The sequence below is a fragment of the Acinetobacter sp. CIP 53.82 genome, from assembly GCF_000369465.1.
Taxonomy (GTDB): Bacteria; Pseudomonadota; Gammaproteobacteria; order Pseudomonadales; family Moraxellaceae; genus Acinetobacter; species Acinetobacter indicus.
The window spans coordinates 570,791-590,372 of sequence record NZ_KB850045.1 but is presented as its reverse complement, the minus strand read 5'-3'; the positions used below and the strand labels follow the sequence as shown (position 1 = coordinate 590,372).

The following is a 19,582-nucleotide window of genomic DNA, read 5'->3' as shown; positions in this document are numbered from 1 at the left end:
TATGACAGTTCGGTTCATCAAACTGTCATATTTTAACCAATTTATACCTCATGATGCGGCAATACAAACTCTACATCACTACGATGGCCATTTTTCATGAGTGCCAGTGCAATCGTCAGCGGCGGCTGTCCTTCATAAATTACATCATACAAGGCGCTGGTAATTGGCATATACACATCCAGCTCTTCAGAACGCGCTTTGACCTGCACAATGGTATTAATCCCTTCTGCGGTCTGGCCCAGTTCCTGTGTGGCCTGTTCCAGGGTTTTGCCTTTGCCCAGTGCAAACCCGACCTGATAGTTACGACTCAGTGGACTGCTGCAGGTGGCAAATAAATCACCGACACCTGACAGACCTAAGAATGTCAGCGGGTTGGCGCCCAGCTTGACCGCAAAACGGCTCATTTCAGCTAAAGCACGGGTTAAAATCATACTTTTGGTATTTTCACCGACGTTATACGCGGCGGCCATGCCCATGGCCACGGCATAAATATTTTTTAACGCCCCACCAAGTTCCACCCCGTGTACATCATCACTACCGAATACACGGAATAAAGCACTATGGAGTGCCTGCTGCACCGCATAACGTACCAGTTCTGACTGGCTGGCAATCACGGTTCCGGCAGGCTGCCCGGCTACAATTTCTTTGGCCAGGTTCGGGCCAGACAGCACCCCATACGGCACTTCCGGCAATTCGGCGCGAATAATATCGCTCATAAAGCAGAAGGTTTTGGCCTCAATACCCTTGGTCAGGGACACCACCGCTTGCGAGGTGATAAACGGCTTAATCTGCTTCAGCACATCACGAAAAGAATGACTTGGAATGGCGACCAGAATAATATCTCGGTCGCGCACCGCCAGTTCCAGATCCGATACTGCTTTTAAGCCCGGCTCTAAAGGAAAATCTGGCAAATAGCGTTTATTGATATGAGTGCGGTTAATTTCTTCAGCGGTGGCTTCATCCCGAATCCAGATCATGGTATCGCAGCCGTTACGCACCGCGGTATTGGCCATGGCGGTACCAAAACTGCCCCCACCCAAGACGGTAATTCTTAATGCGGTTTTCTGATCAATATTGACCGGTTCTACCAGACTGGCAAAATTCAATTCTGACATTATTTTTATATCCTCAGCCGTATGCGATGCTTATTCCGTCCAGTAACTGACATAGGCGTCAGTCTGAATGTCCGCACGCGGCGCAATCGCTTTTGCGGCAGTTCCAATATAGATGATGCCTGAAATTAAATCATCTTCATTTAATTTCAAAGCTTTTTTCAATAATTTTGATTCCACTACAGCACCACTGCGCCACATGCTGGCAAAGCCTTGTGCCTGTAAAGACAGCAGGAAATTCTGTACCGCCGCCCCGGTACTTAAGGTCTGCTCAAAATCCGGAACTTTAGGATGCGGCTGGAATTTGGTCAGTGCCAGCACCAGTAATGGCGCCCGGAAAGGATGATGTTTCACACGTTCCAGCTGCACCGCATCGGTCTGGCCTAAATCGGCCAGAGCCTGTACCAGCAACTCGCCAAAAGCTTCGCGGCGCTCTGCCGGAATCACCACAAAACGGGTCGGTTTTAAACGATGATGATCAGGCGCGGTCAAGGCTGCCTGAAAGGCACGCTCCAGCTGCGCTGCATTCGGTGCCGGCTCGACCAGATGCCCAATCGACTGACGTTGATGAATATTCTGATGAACCGTAGCTTCCATTGTATCCGTCATTGGCTTATATCTATCTATAAAATCTGCCTCAAGATTAGCATAAACCACAGAATTTACTCTATTTGCGTTGGGTTATTTGTATAAATCCTGAGTTTTAATGGCCGGCTTGTCTGTCACAGAGCCACTATATAAAACTGCATTTCTTTACAGCTTCTACAAACTCTAAAAGTGCAGATATGTTTAGATAGATGACTGATTCAACAAATAAAATATGGGGACCACACATGAACAAGCTGATTGGTTTAAGTGCTGCAGCCACCGCTGCGCTATTTTTGACCGCCTGTGCTTCAAACCCGACCTCTTCGCTGGCAATTCAGAAAGAAAATAATCAGTACGAAGTCACCGGTTTAGGTAAAAGCAATATCATCTCCAAAAACAATGCGATTAGTGCGGCCAACAAAACCTGTGGTAGCCGCGCTACACCGGTGGTGGTCGATGAACAGACCACTTATAACGGCGCTTTAAAAGGCGTGGTCGATGAACAGACCGGACAGATGATTCAGGCTGCCGCGACTGTGCTCGGCACCATCTCGGGTCGTAATGCCCAGCTGGCACAGGATGATGATTATCAGACCGTACTCACCTTCCGCTGTCAGGCCAACTAATCTGAACGTAATCAAAAGATGCAATAAAAAATAGATCAGGTCCTTTGGAGCTGATCCATTTTTTCATTTTGATGCGGGTAGCTGCCTCAGCAACAACACGACATAGTAAAGTCTAGCAATAACCATCTAAACGGGTTAATGGCAGTTTTTGTCCGATGGCTTTTTCAATTTCTGGCAAATAGAAAGCATCATCTTCGGCCAGGAAACTAATACTGACCCCACGCGTACCAGCACGACCAGTACGGCCAATACGGTGCACGTAGTCATCTGATTGTTCTGGCAAGGTAAAGTTCACCACATGCGACACGCCATCGACGTGAATGCCGCGTCCGGCGACATCGGTGGCAATCATGATGTTGTGTTTGCCATTTTTAAACTGGTCCAGCATTTTCAGGCGTTTATCCTGGGCAATTTCACCAGATAGCATCACCACTTTATAGCCATCACGTTTCAGATGGTCATACAGACGGCGCACCTGATCGCGGCGGTTGGCAAAGATCATGACTTTTTCAATCGGCTCGTCGCGCAAAATATCTTGCAGCAGTTTATATTTGTCTGAATTCGACACCATATATACGCGCTGCTCGACATCGGCATTGGTTTTCTTTTCCGGTTCAATTTCGACAGTCACCGGTTCAAATAACCATTGCTGGGCCAGATTCAGCACATCATAGCTAAAAGTGGCTGAGAACATTAAAGTCTGGCGCTGCTCTTTACGCGGTGAAAAACGTACAATCCGTTTTACCGATGGAATAAAGCCCATATCCAGTAAACGGTCGGCTTCATCAATCACCAGAAATTCCAGCTGATCCAGCCAGACTTCTTTTTGCTCGACAAAGTCAATCAGACGACCCGGGGTCGCGACCATAATGTCGACAAAGTTTTTATCCAGCTGCGCTTTTTGCTTGTCAAAATCGACACCGCCCAACAAGGTCACTACATGTAGGTCGGTAAACTTCACCAGCTCTTTGGCATCGCTTTCAATCTGTAAGGCCAGTTCACGCGTCGGTGCCAGAATCAGGGCACGCGGCTCACCACGGAAACGCTGCTCTTTCACCGGATTATTCAATAAGTCATTGATTACGCTAATGAGGAAGGCAGCGGTTTTGCCGGTACCGGTCTGGGCGCGACCAATGGCATCATGTCCAGCCAAAGTAAATTTTAAAACCTTTTGCTGAATGGGCGTCATTTCCTTAAAACCTAAGGCCGCAATAGCTTGTCTCAGTTTCGGATGTAAATTTAAGGTTTCAAAACCAGATGACATAAAAATGTGCTCTAACTTATTAATCACAAAAACGTATCATATTATAAACAAAAAACGCCCCAATAGATGGAGCGTTTTTCAGATTAATCCAACGATTAGTCTAAAGGTTGTACTTCTTCCGCTTGGAAGCCTTTTTGACCTTTAACTACGCTGAACTCAACACGTTGACCGTCACGAAGTGAACGGTGGCCTTCGCCTTGAATCGCACGGAAGTGAACGAATACATCGTCGCCGCCGTTACGTTGAATAAAGCCAAAACCTTTAGTGTCGTTGAACCATTTAACTACGCCTTGTTCACGAGCTGTCATAAGTTAATCCTCATTGATTAAAAAGAAGGACCACCCGGTGTTGCAAACAGCAGAGTAAACAAAGTTTAAAAATATTTTTATTTCTAAGCTTGTAATCATTCTGTATAACTATTAACAAAATCCCGGTTACATCCAATTTGTAATAGGGCGACAAACAACAACTGCCTATCTCAAATCCTAAATACGCATCGAGCTTAACACGGGTTTATGACAAATAATAGATTTTTTTTTGATTTATCTTATTCAGAATTCATGCTTTTTTTGACAAAGTTAATTCAAGATTTTTCAATGTTATATTTTGATAAAAACCGCAAATAAACTTTAGATTTGGCACCAAATTTGCTAATATTTTGAGTCCTTTTTTAAAGACCCGATTAAAGCAGATTATGGACAACTCTGTCGATGAAATGATCACCATTGATGCGATGGGACAACCCTGCCCCATGCCCTTACTGATGCTAAAACGCGCTTTAAAAAAAACCGGCGCCGGACACTTTCTGCTCAAGTCCTCTGACCCGCATAGTCAGCAAGATGTCAGCCGCTATTGTCAGATTCACCAGTACGGCTGTGAATTGACACAAATTTCTGCCAACGAGTTTCATTACTTTATTGAAATTAAATAATTTTCAATTAAAGTAAACAGCATGCATTGGCATAAAACTTTACATTTCTCTACCTTTTTTCCTTAATTTGCAAGGATATTGGTATTAAGATGAAATTTACAGGTAATACGACCCACCGATCCTATAAGGAGAACTCATGAGTGACAGCCGCAATCAGTTGATGCCCCTGTCATTATCTGCGCCAGGCGTAAATCTCGGTGCTTATATTAGTACCGTCAATCAAATTCCTATTTTAACGGCTGAACAAGAAAAAGAGTTAGCTGAACGTTATTATTACGATCAAGATTTAGATGCAGCGAAAATGCTGGTCATGTCGCATTTGCGATTTGTAGTCCATATTGCGCGTAGTTATGCAGGTTATGGTTTGCCACAAGGTGACCTGATTCAGGAAGGCAACCTCGGTCTAATGAAGGCCGTGAAACGCTTCGACCCGAATATGGGCGTGCGTCTGGTGTCATTTGCCGTGCACTGGATTAAAGCCGAGATTCACGAATACGTGATCCGTAACTGGCGTATTGTTAAAATTGCCACCACCAAGGCACAGCGTAAACTGTTCTTTAATTTACGCAGCCTGAAAAAATCCAGCAAAAAACTGACGCTGGAAGAAGCCAAATCGATTGCCAACGACCTGAATGTCACTCCGGAACAGGTCCTGGAAATGGAAGGCCGTCTGACCGCTTATGACGCGGCTTTCGAAGCGCAAAATGATGATGAAAGTGAAAACACTACCCATGTTGCGCCGGCGCTTTATTTAGAAGATAACCGTTACGATCCGGCCCGTCTGGTCGAAGATGAAGATTATGAGGCACAAAGTACCTCTGCCCTGCATGAAGCCATGGAGCAGCTGGATGACCGTTCGCGTAATATCTTGCAGCGTCGCTGGTTAGATGATGATAAATCGACCCTGCATGAACTAGCAGCTGAATATAATGTTTCTGCGGAGCGTATTCGCCAGCTTGAAAAAAATGCCATGGAGAAAATTAAAGTGGCAATGTCATCTAACTAAGTGATGATTCCAGAGTGCTAAAGTTAAAAAAGGGCGATCTGCCCTTTTTTGCTGTCTGTGCTTGCTGAAACCGGGCGATGATCTTAAAGAAATCCATTTTCTTCCCCCCTAAAATCAAAAAGCTGGATTCAATACCACATTTCAGGGTGAAAGTTTTTCACTTTCTCGTTGCCCGGAAAAATGTTAAGGTTGAGCGCAAATTTACTCAGGTCATTCTTGCTATGTGGATTGCAATTTCTGCCCTAAATTTAGCACTTGCGGTGATGTTAGGTGCATTTGGGGCACATGGCTTAAAAGCACGCGCAACAGAAGCTCAACTGGCGTGGTGGCAAACAGCGACTGATTATTTTTTCTATCATGCCCTCGGATTATTGGCACTGGCGATTCTGGCCAAAGTCATGACTCAATTTCCCATTAAAGCCAGCTTCCTGCTGATTCAGGTCGGGATTGTGTTTTTCTGTGGCTCATTGTATGTGATGGCGCTAGGTTTGCCGCGCGGTCTGGGGGCCATTACCCCAATTGGCGGTGCGCTAATGATTGCCGGCTGGCTGGTACTGGCCTGGAATGCCATGAAATATGCCCGATAATTCGGGAACGGAACAGCTAGGAAACTGCAGGTATGCACATTTATTTAAACGGCGAATTACAACAGACACAGTGCCATAATTTACTAGAACTGGTGCAACAACTGGCGTTGGAAGGCAAACGTTTTGCGGTAGAACAAAACGAGATGATTGTGCCGAAAAGCCGACTGGAAAGCACCCCTATTCATGATCAAGACCGCATTGAAATTATTCATGCCGTTGGCGGCGGCTAAGACGGAGCACGTATGGAAGACACCCTACTTAAAATCGGTTCACGCACTTTTAACTCGCGCTTGCTGGTGGGCACGGGAAAATATAAAGATCTGCAGGAAACAGATCTGGCCATTCAGGCCAGCGGTGCGGAAATTGTAACTGTTGCTATTCGTCGCGTGAATATTGGTCAGCATCCCGATCAGCCAAATTTGCTGTCTGTGATTCCACCAGAAAAATATACCATTTTGCCAAATACAGCCGGCTGTTTTGATGCCAACAGTGCAGTGCGTACCTGTATGCTGGCACGTGAACTGCTCGATGGTCACAATCTGGTAAAACTGGAAGTACTGGGCGATGAAAAAACCCTGTATCCAAACATCACCGAAACCTTAAAGGCAGCGCGTACGCTTATTGATGATGGTTTCGAGATTATGGTCTACACCTCGGATGATCCGATTGTGGCACAAGAACTGGAAAGCATGGGCTGTGTGGCAATTATGCCTTTAGGCAGCTTAATTGGTTCAGGACTGGGGATTTTAAACCCGCATACCATTTCTATTATTAAAGAAAATGCCAAAGTACCGGTACTGGTCGATGCGGGTGTCGGCACTGCCAGCGATGCAGCAATTGCCATGGAACTGGGCTGTGATGGCGTATTAATGAATACTGCAATTGCAGCAGCGCAAAATCCGGTCCTGATGGCTTCGGCAATGCGCAAAGCAGTGGAAGCAGGTCGTGAAGCTTATCTGGCAGGTCGGATGCCGCGTAAAAGAATGGCCAATGCCAGCTCGCCAGAAACCGGTTATTTCTTTAAATAAACCCTATTGCAGCTTCGCCGAGAGATAAATTAATCTTCTAGGTTTCACTTGATTTAAAAGCGAAACATGAAAAAAGGACTCTGCTTGAGTCCTTTTTTATTGCGTTTTTTAGACCTGAATCAAGGAATCAAGCCTTCATCACGCATGGCAATCTGCACCGATTGACGCTCGGCCACTTTATTGCGTAGCGCAATAATATGGGTATATGGGGTTAAATCATGATGAATATGGTTCGACCAGTTGGTCAGTACGAATAAATAGGCATCGGCCGGGCCAAAGTTATCATCGACCAGATATTCATTGTCTGATTCACCAATAGTTTTATCAATATAACTTAACAGACGGTCAATTTCAGCATAGGCTTTATTTTTTTCATCATCGGTTAACTGGCCACCGAAGAATACCGCGTAGGCATCATGCAGTTCCGAATTCAGATAACCTAACCATTCCAGCACTTTGGCACGGCCCATGCCTGATGGCGGAATTAAATCTTGTTTTGGATCGTGCTGGGCCAGAAACGGTAAAATTGCCACGTTTTCGGTCAGAATCAGACCTGGATTAATCTCAAGCGCCGGAACATAGCCTTTTGGATTAATTTCGTAATAATCATGACCTTTTTCGGTTTTATGGGTTTTCAGGTCGACACGTTCTAAATCAAAATCTACATTAATTTCATTTAAAATAATATGGGCCGCTAAAGAACATGCACCCGGTGAATAATAAAGCTTCATATCTGATCCTTGTTATATAACTACTAACTGTTTTAAATGGCTTCTAACAAACTTTCAAGTGATCGAACCTGTAAATTGCAAAAAAGCGTAAATGCGTAAAAAACATTTACCTTTTCAATATTGAGCAAGCGCGGCGCTTTTTCAAGTGGATTGCGGCTGCTTTTTTCACTTCATTTGTTTTACCATAGTCGCCTTTAAAGTTTCATGAAAAGCCGATTGTGATTAGTCTGAAAAAAGAAGAGTGGTTTTCCAATATCCGGACCGATGTGCTGGCCGGTCTGGTGGTGGGGCTGGCCCTGATTCCTGAATCCATTGCCTTTTCTGCAATTGCCGGTGTCGATCCACAAGTTGGCCTATATGCCTCCTTCTGTATTGCCGTGACCATTGCCTTTTTTGGTGGCCGCACGGCAATGATTTCGGCCGCGACAGGTGCCATGGCGCTACTGATGATTACCCTGGTCAAAGAGCACGGGCTGCAATATTTGCTGGCGGCAACGGTACTGACCGGAATCATTCAAGTGGTGGCCGGCTATTTTAAAGTGGCCAAGCTGATGCGTTTTGTGTCGCAATCGGTGGTCTATGGTTTTGTGAATGCGCTGGCGATTTTAATTTTTGTCGCGCAACTTCCAGAGCTGATGCAAATGGATCTGTGGGGCTATGTCTTTGTCGGCCTGGGGCTGGCGGTAGTTTATCTGTTTCCCTATCTGCCTAAAATTGGCAAGGCGGTGCCCTCACCCTTAATCTGCATTATTGTGCTGAGTCTGCTGGCGCTGTTTTTGGGTGCCGATATGCGTACGGTGAGTGATCTGGGACAATTTCCAGACACCTTACCGGTATTTTTAATTCCTGAAATTCCGCTGAATTTTGAAACACTGGCGATTATTTTCCCCTATTCCATCACCCTTGCGACAGTGGGTTTACTGGAAACCATGATGACCACCACCATTGTGAATGAAGTGACGGAAACTGAAGGTGACCGTCATCAGGAATGTCGTGGTCAGGGCTATGCCAATATTGTCAGCGGTTTTATGGGCGGGATGGCCGGCTGTGCCATGATTGGCCAGTCGATTATTAACGTCAGCTCTGGTGCGCGTACCCGTCTTTCTACTTTGGTCGCCGGCGTTTTCCTGCTGTGTCTGGTGGTGTTCTTTAAAGACTGGCTGGCTTATATTCCAATGGCGGCGCTGGTGGCGATTATGATTATGGTGGCCTTTACCACCTTTAACTGGGATTCGGTGCGTAACTTTAGCAAGCATCCAAAGCAAAGTAATATTGTGATGCTGACCGTGGTGGCGATTGTACTGGCCACACACAACCTGGCCTTGGGTGTTTTCGTTGGGGTATTGCTGTCGGCCTTATTCCTGGTGAATAAGCTGGAAAGTGAAGTCAAAGTTCAGTCTGAACGCGTACAGGATACACGCCGTTATCAGATTACCGGACAGATTTTCTTTAGCAGCTCGGACAAGTTTTTCCAGTTCTTTGACTTTAAGGAAAATCTACAACAGGTAAAGATTGATCTGACTCACGCGCATATTTGGGATTTAACCTCAGTGAATATGCTGAATACCGTGGTGCAAAAATTTGAAGCTCGCGGGATTCAGGTCGAGCTGATTGGCTTGAATGAAGCCAGTGACACCCTGATTGATAAATTAAGTCCGAATTAAGCTTGAGTAAAACCACATAAAAAAACGTCTGATAATCAGGCGTTTTTTTATGGCAGATCAATACCCGCCTTATTTACGGCGACGTAACCAAGCCGCAGCACTCAGACCGAATAATCCCAATAATGACCATAGACCGGTACTCCCCCCATGGGTATCCGCTTTGGAGTCTTCCGATGGCTTTGGCTCTACCGGTGCATCTGCCAAATCCAGATCAATAATAATCGGGTCGTGGTCAGATGAACGGAAAGCATCCGGGCTATAAAAGGCCTGAATCTGCTCGGCGGTTTTATAGTCTTCGTTATAGGCCAGCGCCGTCGGTTCATCGGCATTAATGGCCCATGCAAAAGCACGTTTAACCCGTGGATACAATTGCGCATCGGCAATGGCATGGTCTAAATTACCGGCGCCGCCATAGCCCTGGGTATTACTGGCCACACCAAACACATAACTATAAGCCTGTTTACCCTGTCCGATTTTTTCATCATTAAACAGATTTTTATAGTTGGCCTTTTCCAGCGCCAAAATCGGATCTTCTTTGGCATAACTGTTTAAGTCGCCCAGAATCAGGACATTGGGCTTCGTTACTTTGGTTGGATTAGTCGCCAGCCATTGCATTAATTTCTGTACTGCGGTCACACGGGTGCTATTCCAGCAGCCCTGGCCATCGCTCTGATCTGCATCTAGGCCGGTATCAGGACAGCTACCTTTGGATTTTAGATGCTGAGGCACCACGGTAAAGCTTTCACCACCCGCCACAGGCTTAAAACTTTGCGCTATGGTGACACGGTTCAATTGTGTACCATCATCAAACACGGCAGCAGCATTCACCGGCGTCAGGCGTTTGCTGTTATAAATTATTGCTACGGCAATGGCATCGGTGCCCAAGCGATCTGCATTTGGCGGTGTCACATACTTCCAGTCTGGCCCCAAGCTATGGGTTAAATAGGCAATGGCGCTGTCTGGGCCATAACCATTGTTGGCAATTTCATTCAGGCCATAGACATCGGCATCAATGGCTTTTAAGGCACTGACAATTTTCTGATGCTGCTTGTCGAACTCTGCTTTGGTTTTTGCACCGCGCTCGGTCGGGAAGCCTTGTGCCGCGCCATTGTCATAGTTCAGGACGTTAAAGGCCGCAGCACGAATCTGGGCAGTATTTTTAGCGCTGACGCTACTGCGCTCATTTTTGTCTGCCACGATATTCGGCAAGGTTCTGCCCTGAACAGGCTGAATACGCCACTGGTTAAAACGATATTCCAAAATCCCTTCTATATTTTGCAGCTCATAGCCGGCTCTTAAGGTATTTTGCGCATTAAAGTTCAGCGGCAACCACGGCGTCCGGTTCTGGTTGTTATAGCCATCATCCAGAATAATTTTGGACAGCAGGTTTTGCTTGGCTAGGCTGAGTGCTTCGGCAGATTTGGCCGGATACAGATTGGTCGGCATATATAAACGCCCAAGGCTTAAGGCCAGCTCGCCATAACGGCCATAATTATAGTTTTCACTGACGGTCAGAGTTTGCGGCAATTTAACCAGTGCGCCCTGATAACGCTGCGGTGCATGCTGCTGAACATCCGTCAGGCTTTCAAAGGGTAAATTTACTGTTTTTGGTGCCACCCAGCTTGCCGCTTGCGGATTACAGGTTTGAATATCCTGGGTCAGCTGGTCCAGCTGGACCTGGTTTTGATAGCTAGTGAGCCGGCCACGTAAAATCACCTCTTCCCCAACCTGACCACCTTTAATCTGGCTGCTGGCCGGAATATAAACAAAAATCGCATTATTCAGGTTTGGCTTGGCTTTGCTATCTGGCGTTTGCAGATAAAAACCGGAAAAACCATTGCTATAACGATAATCTGCGGTCATCACCCCACGCACGGTATAGATCTGGTTCTTGCTGGCACTGTGCAAATCGGCAATGGCAGTATCAGAACTGCTACAGCTAATCGTTTCCGTCACAGGCGGCGTCTGCTCTCCTTCTGGTAGCAAATACTGGCTAAAAGCATTCCGGTCAGACCAAGCCGTCCATTCACTGTTCACATCAAAAGGTGCTGTTGGGTCAACTGAGCTAACACTATGCGTGGTTTTATTGCGGCTTAAACTGGTGCCCTCTGCCCAACTCGTAGTCTGTCCAAGCACACCAAAACGATCGACCGGTGTATTATGCTTATACAGCACAACCGCATCATTACCATTAAAGTTCAGACCCGCGATTTTTTTGACCAGATCGCCCAGCACCAGCTGCAATTCACTTCGCCCGACCAGATATTCAGCTTTGGCCGGCAACACTCCCTCTAAAGACACCGTCAGTCCGGCTGTGGTCGAGCCATTGGAAAAAATCTTGATTTGATACTGAGATAAATCGGCCGCTGTCGTATCGGGGTTATAAATCTCCAGTCCCTTACGGTTCGACGTACCATCGACATATTGACTGAACATCAGCTCTGCATGTGCAGAAAAGCCACAACCCATGAGTGCCATGGCCCAGCATAAAGTATGTAATTTCATTGTTTTTTATCAGTTGTTAAAGCTTATTCAGGCTATTTTTTAGACATGACAGATGCATGAACATTTGATGAAACTATTTCTGCATTTTCATGACAGCTACCGTGAAAAAAATAGCGCAATGCATGAAAAAATTTGACTTCAACTGCTCAGGACTTAAAATACCGCATTTGAATTTTTTACAATTGCCAAAGTTATGTCGAATGATCAATTAGACCAGCAAGTCGTCGAGCTGGACAACTTAAACGAGCACCGTGAAATTGTGACGTTTATGCGTCGTTCCTCACCACTCAACACCTCTCAACGTACTGCGCTTGAACAATATGGTCACCTAATTTTGGAATATCCGGTTGGCGATTTACGTCAGCATTTTGAACATCCAGAACGTCCTTTAACGGTGGAAATCGGTTTTGGGATGGGCCGTTCACTGGTCTTAATGGCGCAGGCCAATCCGGAGCGTAACTTTGTGGGTATTGAAGTGCATGTGCCGGGTATTGCCCAGTGCGTATATGAAGCAGGCACAGCCGGTTTAAGCAACCTGCGCGTACTGGATGCCGATGCAATTCAGGTGCTGCGTGAAATGCCAGACAACAGCATTAACACCGTGCAACTGTACTTCCCGGACCCATGGCAAAAGAAACGCCACTTCAAACGCCGCTTTGTGGTGGATGAGCGTATGGAACTGATTGAACAAAAACTGGAAATGGGCGGTACTTTCCATGCAGCAACTGACTGGGAACCGTATGCAGAATGGATGCTGGACGTGCTGGACAACCGTTCACGTTTAGAAAACCTGGCAGGCAAAGGCAACAGCTATCCACGTCCGGAATGGCGCCCGCAAACCAAATTTGAACGCCGCGGTATTGAAGCCGGTCACAAGATTAACGACTTTATCTTTAAGAAAATTTCTTAATCACAAAGTTGAAAAAGCGCTGAAATCTCAGCGCTTTTTTTATACGTCCCTATCTTGAGATTAGACAAAATAGATGATCTACCAGTCAAAAGTGATTTAAAAGATCAGATCAACGACTCGATTAACCAGTATAAAACCGAAGATAACAACAATGGTTTATGACTGATGACGTTCTAAAATCTGCTGGCTGAATAGTTGATAGACCGCCTGTAAATCAGGTCGCTGCGCATCAGCCAATAACTGCTGATGCATCTGTAAAATATTCTGATCACCACGCATGGCCGGGCCGGTCTGCATGGTTTTAGGATCGGCCTGGGTGGCCTTCTGCGCCGTTTCCAGCATTAACGGATACAGCAGACTAAAATCGACCTGCTGGACATCAACAATTTGCCGGGCTATGTCATAACAATAATTACTGAAATTACAAGCAAACACCGCGGCCAGATGCAGGCTCAGACGCTGCTCGGAGCTATAGGCATAGACCCGCTGACTGAGTTCATTGGCCAGCTGCAATAATACAGCCTGATCGTCTTCATCTGCCGCTTCAATAAATACAGGGGTCTGACTCCAGTCAATCTCACGTTCCAGACTAAAGGTTTGCAGCGGATAAAATACTCCGGCACGTGCATGTGCCTGCTGTAACAGCTGCATTGCAGTACTGCCGGAGGTATGGACCATCAGCACTTCAGGCAGATGAGGATGCACCTGCTCAATCACTGCGGCAATGGATTGATCACTCACCGCAATGATCACCAAGTCCAGTGTCGCATCAAACTGTTCAGGGCTATGAATTGCACTGGCCTGTACCTGCTGTGCCAGCTGCGCTGCCTTATCCAAACTGCGGCTATAAATTTGTACTATCTGGTGCCGTGCACTCAATGTCTGTGCCAGATGATGTGCTACCCGTCCCGCGCCAATAATCCCGATTCGCATCTGTTTCATCTATATTTTGAACTGCCCACAGCATGCCAATAAAAAAAGGACGAATCAATTCGTCCTGATAGATTTGAGCCAGTTTTAGAACTTTCTTAAGGTCAGAATCTGTTCACTGCGTCCAAATGGCCCATGAACATCATGCAGAATGCCGCTGGTCAGACCAATACCATCTTCACCATATTGTTGTACCACTTCCAGTCCCAGCCACTGGCCTTGCGGCAAGCGGTGCAGATGAATTTGCAGATCCAAATTTGGAAAGCCCCAACCGGCATTCGGGTCCTGACGTGGCACCACGCCATTGGCAGTATCTACCATGCCCATCAGGCGGGTAAAATCGGATGTCGGCTGGCCGTCAATCATTTCAAGCTGATTACTGAGCCAGACAATGCCTTTGCCCGGACGATGGTCCAGATGGGCACGGGTCTGAATACTTTGAATATAGCCGCCTGGCCAGCAGCGCATGCCATCCCACTCGGGTAAATAGTCCGGACTTTCTGCCGGTAAATCTTCCAGACCGGCAATGGCCCGAGTGTCGGAGGTTAGCATTTTCCAGGCACGTGCCACAATACAGGTTTTGCCATTGGCACACATTTCCGCTTCAATCAACTCAATGGTTTTGCCTGGGCGAATCATGCGGGTGGTAATCGAAAATTCACCAAAGGCAATCAAACCAAAAATATCCAGCCCGACCCGGCCAATGCGCATTTCTGCACGTGGCTGGAACTGTTCCAGCTCTGCACAGAGAATACCGGTGGCAGGTGCCATATGCTGCTCATGCGGATTCCACGCGCCCTGAGCATGAATATTCGATTCATAATAAGCTGTGCTGCTACCATCTGCATGCTGTTCACGTCTGATAAAACTGTAATATGCCGACATTATTTTCCCTACTTCCTTGCTCTTTGGTCTGTGTGCTACCTGCCTGTGTAGCCTCTGTTTCGTTTATTTTCGTGCAAAAAAACCATAATAATTCATGATTTGACAATAAACCCTGCAACTTTTAAATCCGACTTTTGTTAATACGTCTTTGGTCTGTTCAGCCGAAACCAGTTCAAAATCATCATCCAGATGTGCAATCATCTTTTCACTCTGCCTCACTGTTAAGCCCTGTTGCACCGCTACATGCTGCAGCACTTGCTGTTCAGCCAATGTTTCAGGCTGCATCAGGTCATAACTGAGGAAAACACCACCCGGTTTTAAGCGCTGGCAGATGTCCTGAAAAAAATCGGCTTTGGCCGGCATGGGAATAAAATGCGCCACCAGAATGGCCAGTGCCGCATCAAAAGGCTGAGGGGACTCTAAACTCTGGGTATCGGGCTGAATAAACTGCACCCGCTCGGCACCTGCAATTGACCGGATCGTATTTTGTGCCTGTTCCAGCATGGCACGGGAGGGATCAATGGCGGTAATCTGCCACTGTGGATGATGCGCCAATAAATAGGTCAGCTCATAGCCTGTCCCGCACCCGACCACCAGAATATGCGCAGTTTCCGGTAATTCTGCTGTTAGAATGGCATCAATCTGTTGATGTACCAGTTCATAGCCGGGAATCAGTTTACGGATGTGATCATCATAGCCGGCGACAATGACTTCACTGTGAAAGTTTTTGGCCATCTTTAACTCACTCTACCTCTGACTTTTGAATAGACTTGCGAAGATCATTCTTGTTGGAAAGTCATGACAGCTCGCGGAAAGCAAAGCAATTTTGCTCTGATTTGATTTTTCCCGAGATTCAATCACATGACCGGCGACATGGAGGTCGCCATTTTGCTGAGGGACAAGGATGTCCCTTCAGCAAAATAGAGGGGTTTTGCTTACTTTTGGCCCGTCAAAAGTAAGATCTCGCCTACATGCTCACATCAGAGTTTTTCACATACAGTGAAACGGCGACATTCCTGTCGCCCTGTCATGTGATTAGATGCCTGCATGAATCAAGCAATTTCTTTTAGGTTTAACTCTTCACGCATAAATTCACGCAGCTTAAACTTCTGCGCCTTACCCGATGCCGTCATTGGAAACTCGCTAAAGAAACGCACATAACGTGGCACTTTATTGTGTGAAATATGCTCGGCGCAGTACTGGCGAATGGTTTCTTCTGTGCAAGGGTCGTTTTCATGCAAGATAATGCAGGCGCAGAGTTCTTCGCCATATTTATGGTCAGGTACGCCAATCACCTGTACATCGCAAACCGCCGGATGGGTATAGAGGAAATCTTCAATTTCTTTCGGGAACAGGTTTTCACCGCCACGAATCACCACATCTTTAATCCGGCCTTTAATTTTGACAAAGCCTTCATCGTCCATTTCAGCGATATCACCGGTATGCATCCAGCGTGCAGCATCAATCACTTCTGCGGTTTTTTCCTGATCTTCCCAATAGCCGAGCATTACCGAATAACCGCGAACACAGAGTTCACCGAGCTGTCCACGTGGTACCACTTTGCCCTCTTCATCGACAATTTTGACTTCCAGATGTGGATGGACTCGGCCTACGGTACTGACGCGACGTTCCACCGAATCTTCCGTTGAACTTTGCGCACTTACCGGTGCTGTTTCAGTCATGCCATAGCAGATGGTAATTTCCGACATATGCATGCGGTCAATCACGCGCTGCATGATTTCCTGCGGACATGGACTGCCGGCCATAATACCGGTGCGCAAGCTTGACAGGTCAAACTCATCAAACTGTTCATGCTCTAAAATGGCAATGAACATGGTCGGTACGCCATAAGTGGCGGTACATTTTTCCTGCTGAATGGCTTTTAAAGTATCCAGCGGGTTAAATACGGCTGATGGATAAACCATGGTGGAACCATGAGTGATACAGGCCAAGTTCCCCATCACCATCCCGAAACAGTGGAATAACGGCACTGAAATACAGACCCGATCTGCCGGGCTGAGATGAATTGCTTCACCGACAAAATAGCCATTATTTAAAATGTTGTTATGGGTCAGCATGGTGCCTTTCGGATTCCCGGTGGTGCCCGATGTAAACTGAATATTAATAGTTTCATCAAACTGCAATTCACTAGAAATCTGCTGCAGTTTTTGCAGTATTTTTTTGCTTGGCGGGGTCAGTAAATCCTGAAAGCGGTGTAATCCGGCATGTTCCTGATCATCAATTTTAATAATATGTTTCAGATGCGGCAGGCGCTCGGCTTTCAGCACTTTGCTTGCTGCCTGGTTCAGCTCCGGGGCAATTTTGGTCAGAATCTCCTGATAATTGGTGGTCTTGAACTGCGAGGCAATCACCAGTCCCTTACACGACACTTTATTCAGTACATATTCCAGCTCATTGCTTTTATAGGCCGGGTTCAGGTTCACCAGAATAATGCCGGCTTTAAAGGCCGCAAACTGGGTAATGGTCCATTCCACGCAGTTCGGCGACCAGATTGCAAGACGGTCACCTTTTTGAAAGCCCAATTTCAGCAAACTGCAGGCAAAGGCATTCACCTGCTCTTGCAACTGCCGGTAGCTCAAACGCACATTCTGATGCAGGCTGACCACCGCATCCTGTTCGGCGTATTGCGCGCAAGCCTGATCAAATTTTTCACCAATCGTTGTGCCCAGTAAAGGCTGGCTGCTCGTTCCGTAGGCGTAGCTTAACCGTACTTGTGTCATTGAATCGTTCTCCTTGATTCTTTGTAATTCTGATTTTCAACTCTACTAATTGTTTTTGAACCACGACTACCTGTCTGTCTTCCCTGCCGTTTTTATCGTTTTTTACTCACTTCCCTCCTGTCGACGTACTGCATTCACACAAAAATCGGCAATCTGTTTGACAAAGTAATCCTTATAGTTTTGATCAAACATCACATTGCGAGATGGGTTTAAAGGTTCAATCACCACAAAAGTCATAGAGCCAACCACGCCCAGTGCGGCGGTGTTCAAATCTTCAAACTCAAACTCACCATTGACTTTTCCTTCAGCCAAAATTTCCTTAATGCTCTGCTTGATCAGCTGTTTACTGCGAAAACGTTCATGTTCCATTTCCGGATCAACCGGTTCAAACATGAGCGCATACGCCAGTTGGGGACTGTTCATGGCACGCTTCACAAAAGTTGTAACAGATTTTTGCAATTTCTGTTTTGGCGATAAATCCGAGCCGGCAATGTGGTTCAAAATTTCAACCTCATGCTGAATCGCATTCGACAACACTTCAATTAAAATCTGGCTTTTGTTTTCGAAATATCGATAGACCAGACCGGTAGATACACCGGCGCGTTCCGCAATGGCCTGAATCGACGCCTCTTTAAAGCCCCCTTGAGCAATTAGTTCACGAGCGGACTGCAAAATCGACAGGCGATTCTGTTCCATTCGTTCCTGCATCAATGATGATCTTTTATAACTCATATCTTATTCTCAACCAGATAAAATGAATTGTAAATCATTTTGTGAATTTTAGTTCACTTTTTTAAATTTTCGATGTATGTTAAAAACCAAGCACAACAAAAATGCTTTTTTGGAAACAACAAATATAACCGCAGGATGGATGAAGAAATGAATTTACAAAGCTTGGATTTCGGTTTGGATGAAACACTGATCGCCCTTCGTGATTCAGTTGCTGCATTTTGTGCAAAAGAGATCGCACCCATTGCTCAACAGGTCGACCGTGACAACGAATTCCCTGCTCATCTTTGGAAAAAGTTTGGGGACATGGGTTTACTCGGTCTGACTGTAAGTGAGGAATATGGTGGCACCAACCTCGGTTATCTGGCACATATTATTGCCATGCAGGAAATTTCACGTGCCTCAGCATCCATTGGCCTTTCCTACGGGGCACATTCTAACCTATGTGTGAACCAAATTAAGCGTAATGGTAACGAAGAACAGAAACAGCGCTATTTACCGAAACTGATTTCAGGTGAATATGTCGGCGCATTGGCCATGTCAGAACCGAATGCCGGCTCCGATGTGGTGAGCATGAAACTCAAAGCTGAAGATCAGGGCGATCATTATCTGCTAAACGGTTCAAAAATGTGGATCACCAACGGTGGCGATGCAGATGTGCTGGTGGTCTATGCCAAAACTGATACCCAAGCCGGCGCCAAAGGCATGACCGCTTTCCTGATTGAAAAAACCATGCCGGGCTTTAGCCACGGTACGCACCTGGACAAACTGGGCATGCGCGGCTCGAATACCTATCCACTGTTCTTTGACAACGTGCGCGTACCGAAAGAAAACGTCCTCGGCGGTGTCGGCAATGGTGTAAAAGTGCTGATGAGTGGTCTGGACTATGAACGTGCTGTATTAAGCGCAGGCCCACTGGGCATTATGGATGCCTGCCTAGACACCGTGATTCCGTATATCCACGAGCGTAAACAGTTTGGTCAGGCACTGGGCGAATTCCAGCTGATGCAAGGCAAAATTGCTGATATGTATTCGACCTGGTTGGCATGTAAGGCACTGGTCTATGCCGTAGGTGCAGAATGTGACAAAGCCGAGCATAGCCGCAGCCTGCGTAAAGATGCTGCCAGCGCAATTTTATATGCAGCCGAAAAAGCCACCTGGATGGCCGGTGAAACCATTCAGACGCTAGGTGGGAACGGTTATATCAATGAATTTTCTGCTGGACGTTTATGGCGTGATGCCAAACTCTATGAAATTGGTGCAGGCACCTCGGAAATTCGCCGTATGCTGATTGGCCGCGAACTGTTTAACGAAACTGCCTAAAAAATAAATCACAAGAATAGAC

20 protein-coding genes are annotated in these 19,582 nt (G+C 46.4%); 9 read left to right on the top strand and 11 right to left on the bottom strand.

Translation table 11 applies throughout. The features are described 5' to 3' along the window. Positions 1 to 41 precede the first annotated feature (41 nt). Together F905_RS03320 and F905_RS03315 are read right to left on the bottom strand one after the other, a co-directional pair. Positions 42 to 1,115: an NAD(P)H-dependent glycerol-3-phosphate dehydrogenase gene (locus F905_RS03320; RefSeq protein ID WP_005177113.1), complete on the bottom strand. Its 1,074-nt coding sequence runs from the start codon at positions 1,113 to 1,115 to the stop codon at positions 42 to 44. A gap of 30 nt (positions 1,116 to 1,145) precedes the next feature. Next, positions 1,146 to 1,721 (bottom strand): nitroreductase family protein, encoded by a 576-nt coding sequence (locus F905_RS03315; RefSeq protein WP_034597478.1) that lies wholly within the window; start codon positions 1,719 to 1,721, stop codon positions 1,146 to 1,148. Between the two features lie 224 nt (positions 1,722 to 1,945). Here F905_RS03315 and F905_RS03310 point away from each other — a divergent pair, with 224 nt between their 5' ends. Further along, positions 1,946 to 2,326, top strand: coding sequence for a hypothetical protein (locus tag F905_RS03310; RefSeq protein ID WP_005177108.1), 381 nt, complete (start codon positions 1,946 to 1,948; stop codon positions 2,324 to 2,326). Between the two features lie 112 nt (positions 2,327 to 2,438). Here F905_RS03310 and rhlB read toward each other — a convergent pair whose 3' ends face one another. Both rhlB and F905_RS03300 read right to left on the bottom strand, forming a co-directional pair. Further along, on the bottom strand, positions 2,439 to 3,590 hold the full coding sequence (rhlB, locus tag F905_RS03305) for an ATP-dependent RNA helicase RhlB (protein WP_005177106.1): 1,152 nt from the start codon (positions 3,588 to 3,590) through the stop codon (positions 2,439 to 2,441). A gap of 95 nt (positions 3,591 to 3,685) precedes the next feature. Then, positions 3,686 to 3,898, bottom strand: a complete 213-nt coding sequence (locus F905_RS03300) for a cold-shock protein (protein WP_005177104.1) — start codon at positions 3,896 to 3,898, stop codon at positions 3,686 to 3,688. Positions 3,899 to 4,284: 386 nt separating this feature from the next. On the opposite strand from F905_RS03300, the gene F905_RS03295 reads away from it, so the two are divergent. The 5 genes from F905_RS03295 (at position 4,285) to F905_RS03275 (ending at position 7,142) form a co-directional block, all read left to right on the top strand. Next, positions 4,285 to 4,521: a sulfurtransferase TusA family protein gene (locus F905_RS03295; protein ID WP_005177103.1), complete on the top strand. Its 237-nt coding sequence runs from the start codon at positions 4,285 to 4,287 to the stop codon at positions 4,519 to 4,521. 136 nt (positions 4,522 to 4,657) lie between these two features. Then, a complete protein-coding gene (gene rpoH / locus F905_RS03290) occupies positions 4,658 to 5,527 on the top strand; it encodes an RNA polymerase sigma factor RpoH (protein WP_005177101.1) in 870 nt (289 codons plus the stop codon). Positions 5,528 to 5,748: 221 nt separating this feature from the next. Beyond that, positions 5,749 to 6,114 (top strand): DUF423 domain-containing protein, encoded by a 366-nt coding sequence (locus F905_RS03285; RefSeq protein ID WP_005177099.1) that lies wholly within the window; start codon positions 5,749 to 5,751, stop codon positions 6,112 to 6,114. 32 nt (positions 6,115 to 6,146) lie between these two features. After that, entirely contained in the window at positions 6,147 to 6,344 is a 198-nt protein-coding gene (gene thiS, locus F905_RS03280) for a sulfur carrier protein ThiS (protein ID WP_005177095.1), read from the top strand. A gap of 12 nt (positions 6,345 to 6,356) precedes the next feature. Next, positions 6,357 to 7,142 carry a thiazole synthase gene (locus F905_RS03275; RefSeq protein WP_005177093.1) on the top strand — a complete coding sequence of 262 codons (786 nt, stop codon included), beginning with the start codon at positions 6,357 to 6,359 and terminating at the stop codon, positions 7,140 to 7,142. A 119-nt stretch (positions 7,143 to 7,261) separates the two neighbouring features. Here F905_RS03275 and F905_RS03270 read toward each other — a convergent pair whose 3' ends face one another. Then, the gene (locus F905_RS03270) at positions 7,262 to 7,873 is read right to left on the bottom strand and encodes a glutathione binding-like protein (RefSeq protein ID WP_005177091.1); all 612 of its coding nucleotides are present in this window, start codon (positions 7,871 to 7,873) and stop codon (positions 7,262 to 7,264) included. 218 nt (positions 7,874 to 8,091) lie between these two features. Between F905_RS03270 and F905_RS03265 the strand changes: the two genes are divergently transcribed. Beyond that, entirely contained in the window at positions 8,092 to 9,537 is a 1,446-nt protein-coding gene (locus F905_RS03265) for a SulP family inorganic anion transporter (RefSeq protein ID WP_005177090.1), read from the top strand. 69 nt (positions 9,538 to 9,606) lie between these two features. Here F905_RS03265 and F905_RS03260 read toward each other — a convergent pair whose 3' ends face one another. Beyond that, a complete protein-coding gene (locus F905_RS03260; protein WP_005177089.1) occupies positions 9,607 to 12,015 on the bottom strand; it encodes an ExeM/NucH family extracellular endonuclease in 2,409 nt (802 codons plus the stop codon). Between the two features lie 220 nt (positions 12,016 to 12,235). On the opposite strand from F905_RS03260, the gene trmB reads away from it, so the two are divergent. Next, the gene (trmB, locus tag F905_RS03255) at positions 12,236 to 12,952 is read left to right on the top strand and encodes a tRNA (guanosine(46)-N7)-methyltransferase TrmB (protein WP_005177088.1); all 717 of its coding nucleotides are present in this window, start codon (positions 12,236 to 12,238) and stop codon (positions 12,950 to 12,952) included. Between the two features lie 156 nt (positions 12,953 to 13,108). Here trmB and F905_RS03250 read toward each other — a convergent pair whose 3' ends face one another. From F905_RS03250 to F905_RS03230, 5 genes are all read right to left on the bottom strand, one after another. Next, positions 13,109 to 13,885: a Rossmann-like and DUF2520 domain-containing protein gene (locus F905_RS03250; RefSeq protein ID WP_005177087.1), complete on the bottom strand. Its 777-nt coding sequence runs from the start codon at positions 13,883 to 13,885 to the stop codon at positions 13,109 to 13,111. Between the two features lie 84 nt (positions 13,886 to 13,969). After that, entirely contained in the window at positions 13,970 to 14,767 is a 798-nt protein-coding gene (locus tag F905_RS03245; protein WP_005177084.1) for a thioesterase family protein, read from the bottom strand. Positions 14,768 to 14,830: 63 nt separating this feature from the next. Next, on the bottom strand, positions 14,831 to 15,502 hold the full coding sequence (locus tag F905_RS03240; protein WP_005177082.1) for a class I SAM-dependent methyltransferase: 672 nt from the start codon (positions 15,500 to 15,502) through the stop codon (positions 14,831 to 14,833). Positions 15,503 to 15,819: 317 nt separating this feature from the next. Further along, positions 15,820 to 17,508: an AMP-binding protein gene (locus tag F905_RS03235; RefSeq protein WP_005177077.1), complete on the bottom strand. Its 1,689-nt coding sequence runs from the start codon at positions 17,506 to 17,508 to the stop codon at positions 15,820 to 15,822. 102 nt (positions 17,509 to 17,610) lie between these two features. Then, on the bottom strand, positions 17,611 to 18,240 hold the full coding sequence (locus F905_RS03230; protein WP_005177074.1) for a TetR/AcrR family transcriptional regulator: 630 nt from the start codon (positions 18,238 to 18,240) through the stop codon (positions 17,611 to 17,613). 147 nt (positions 18,241 to 18,387) lie between these two features. Between F905_RS03230 and F905_RS03225 the strand changes: the two genes are divergently transcribed. After that, on the top strand, positions 18,388 to 19,560 hold the full coding sequence (locus tag F905_RS03225; RefSeq protein WP_005177068.1) for an isovaleryl-CoA dehydrogenase: 1,173 nt from the start codon (positions 18,388 to 18,390) through the stop codon (positions 19,558 to 19,560). Positions 19,561 to 19,582: the final 22 nt, after the last annotated feature.

Excerpts from the sequence above, each read along its gene's own strand:
- rhlB (WP_005177106.1), bottom strand. The coding sequence starts at position 3,590 with ATGTCATCTGGTTTTGAAACCTTAAATTTACATCCGAAACTGAGACAA.
- F905_RS03315 (WP_034597478.1), bottom strand. The coding sequence starts at position 1,721 with ATGACGGATACAATGGAAGCTACGGTTCATCAGAATATTCATCAACGT.
- trmB (WP_005177088.1), top strand. The coding sequence starts at position 12,236 with ATGTCGAATGATCAATTAGACCAGCAAGTCGTCGAGCTGGACAACTTA.
- thiS (WP_005177095.1), top strand. The coding sequence starts at position 6,147 with ATGCACATTTATTTAAACGGCGAATTACAACAGACACAGTGCCATAAT.
- F905_RS03225 (WP_005177068.1), top strand. The coding sequence starts at position 18,388 with ATGAATTTACAAAGCTTGGATTTCGGTTTGGATGAAACACTGATCGCC.
- F905_RS03260 (WP_005177089.1), bottom strand. The coding sequence starts at position 12,015 with ATGGCACTCATGGGTTGTGGCTTTTCTGCACATGCAGAGCTGATGTTC.
- F905_RS03270 (WP_005177091.1), bottom strand. The coding sequence starts at position 7,873 with ATGAAGCTTTATTATTCACCGGGTGCATGTTCTTTAGCGGCCCATATT.
- F905_RS03245 (WP_005177084.1), bottom strand. The coding sequence starts at position 14,767 with ATGTCGGCATATTACAGTTTTATCAGACGTGAACAGCATGCAGATGGT.
- F905_RS03300 (WP_005177104.1), bottom strand. The coding sequence starts at position 3,898 with ATGACAGCTCGTGAACAAGGCGTAGTTAAATGGTTCAACGACACTAAA.
- F905_RS03275 (WP_005177093.1), top strand. The coding sequence starts at position 6,357 with ATGGAAGACACCCTACTTAAAATCGGTTCACGCACTTTTAACTCGCGC.
- F905_RS03295 (WP_005177103.1), top strand. The coding sequence starts at position 4,285 with ATGGACAACTCTGTCGATGAAATGATCACCATTGATGCGATGGGACAA.
- F905_RS03240 (WP_005177082.1), bottom strand. The coding sequence starts at position 15,502 with ATGGCCAAAAACTTTCACAGTGAAGTCATTGTCGCCGGCTATGATGAT.
- rpoH (WP_005177101.1), top strand. The coding sequence starts at position 4,658 with ATGAGTGACAGCCGCAATCAGTTGATGCCCCTGTCATTATCTGCGCCA.
- F905_RS03235 (WP_005177077.1), bottom strand. The coding sequence starts at position 17,508 with ATGACACAAGTACGGTTAAGCTACGCCTACGGAACGAGCAGCCAGCCT.
- F905_RS03250 (WP_005177087.1), bottom strand. The coding sequence starts at position 13,885 with ATGCGAATCGGGATTATTGGCGCGGGACGGGTAGCACATCATCTGGCA.
- F905_RS03285 (WP_005177099.1), top strand. The coding sequence starts at position 5,749 with ATGTGGATTGCAATTTCTGCCCTAAATTTAGCACTTGCGGTGATGTTA.
- F905_RS03310 (WP_005177108.1), top strand. The coding sequence starts at position 1,946 with ATGAACAAGCTGATTGGTTTAAGTGCTGCAGCCACCGCTGCGCTATTT.
- F905_RS03230 (WP_005177074.1), bottom strand. The coding sequence starts at position 18,240 with ATGAGTTATAAAAGATCATCATTGATGCAGGAACGAATGGAACAGAAT.
- F905_RS03320 (WP_005177113.1), bottom strand. The coding sequence starts at position 1,115 with ATGTCAGAATTGAATTTTGCCAGTCTGGTAGAACCGGTCAATATTGAT.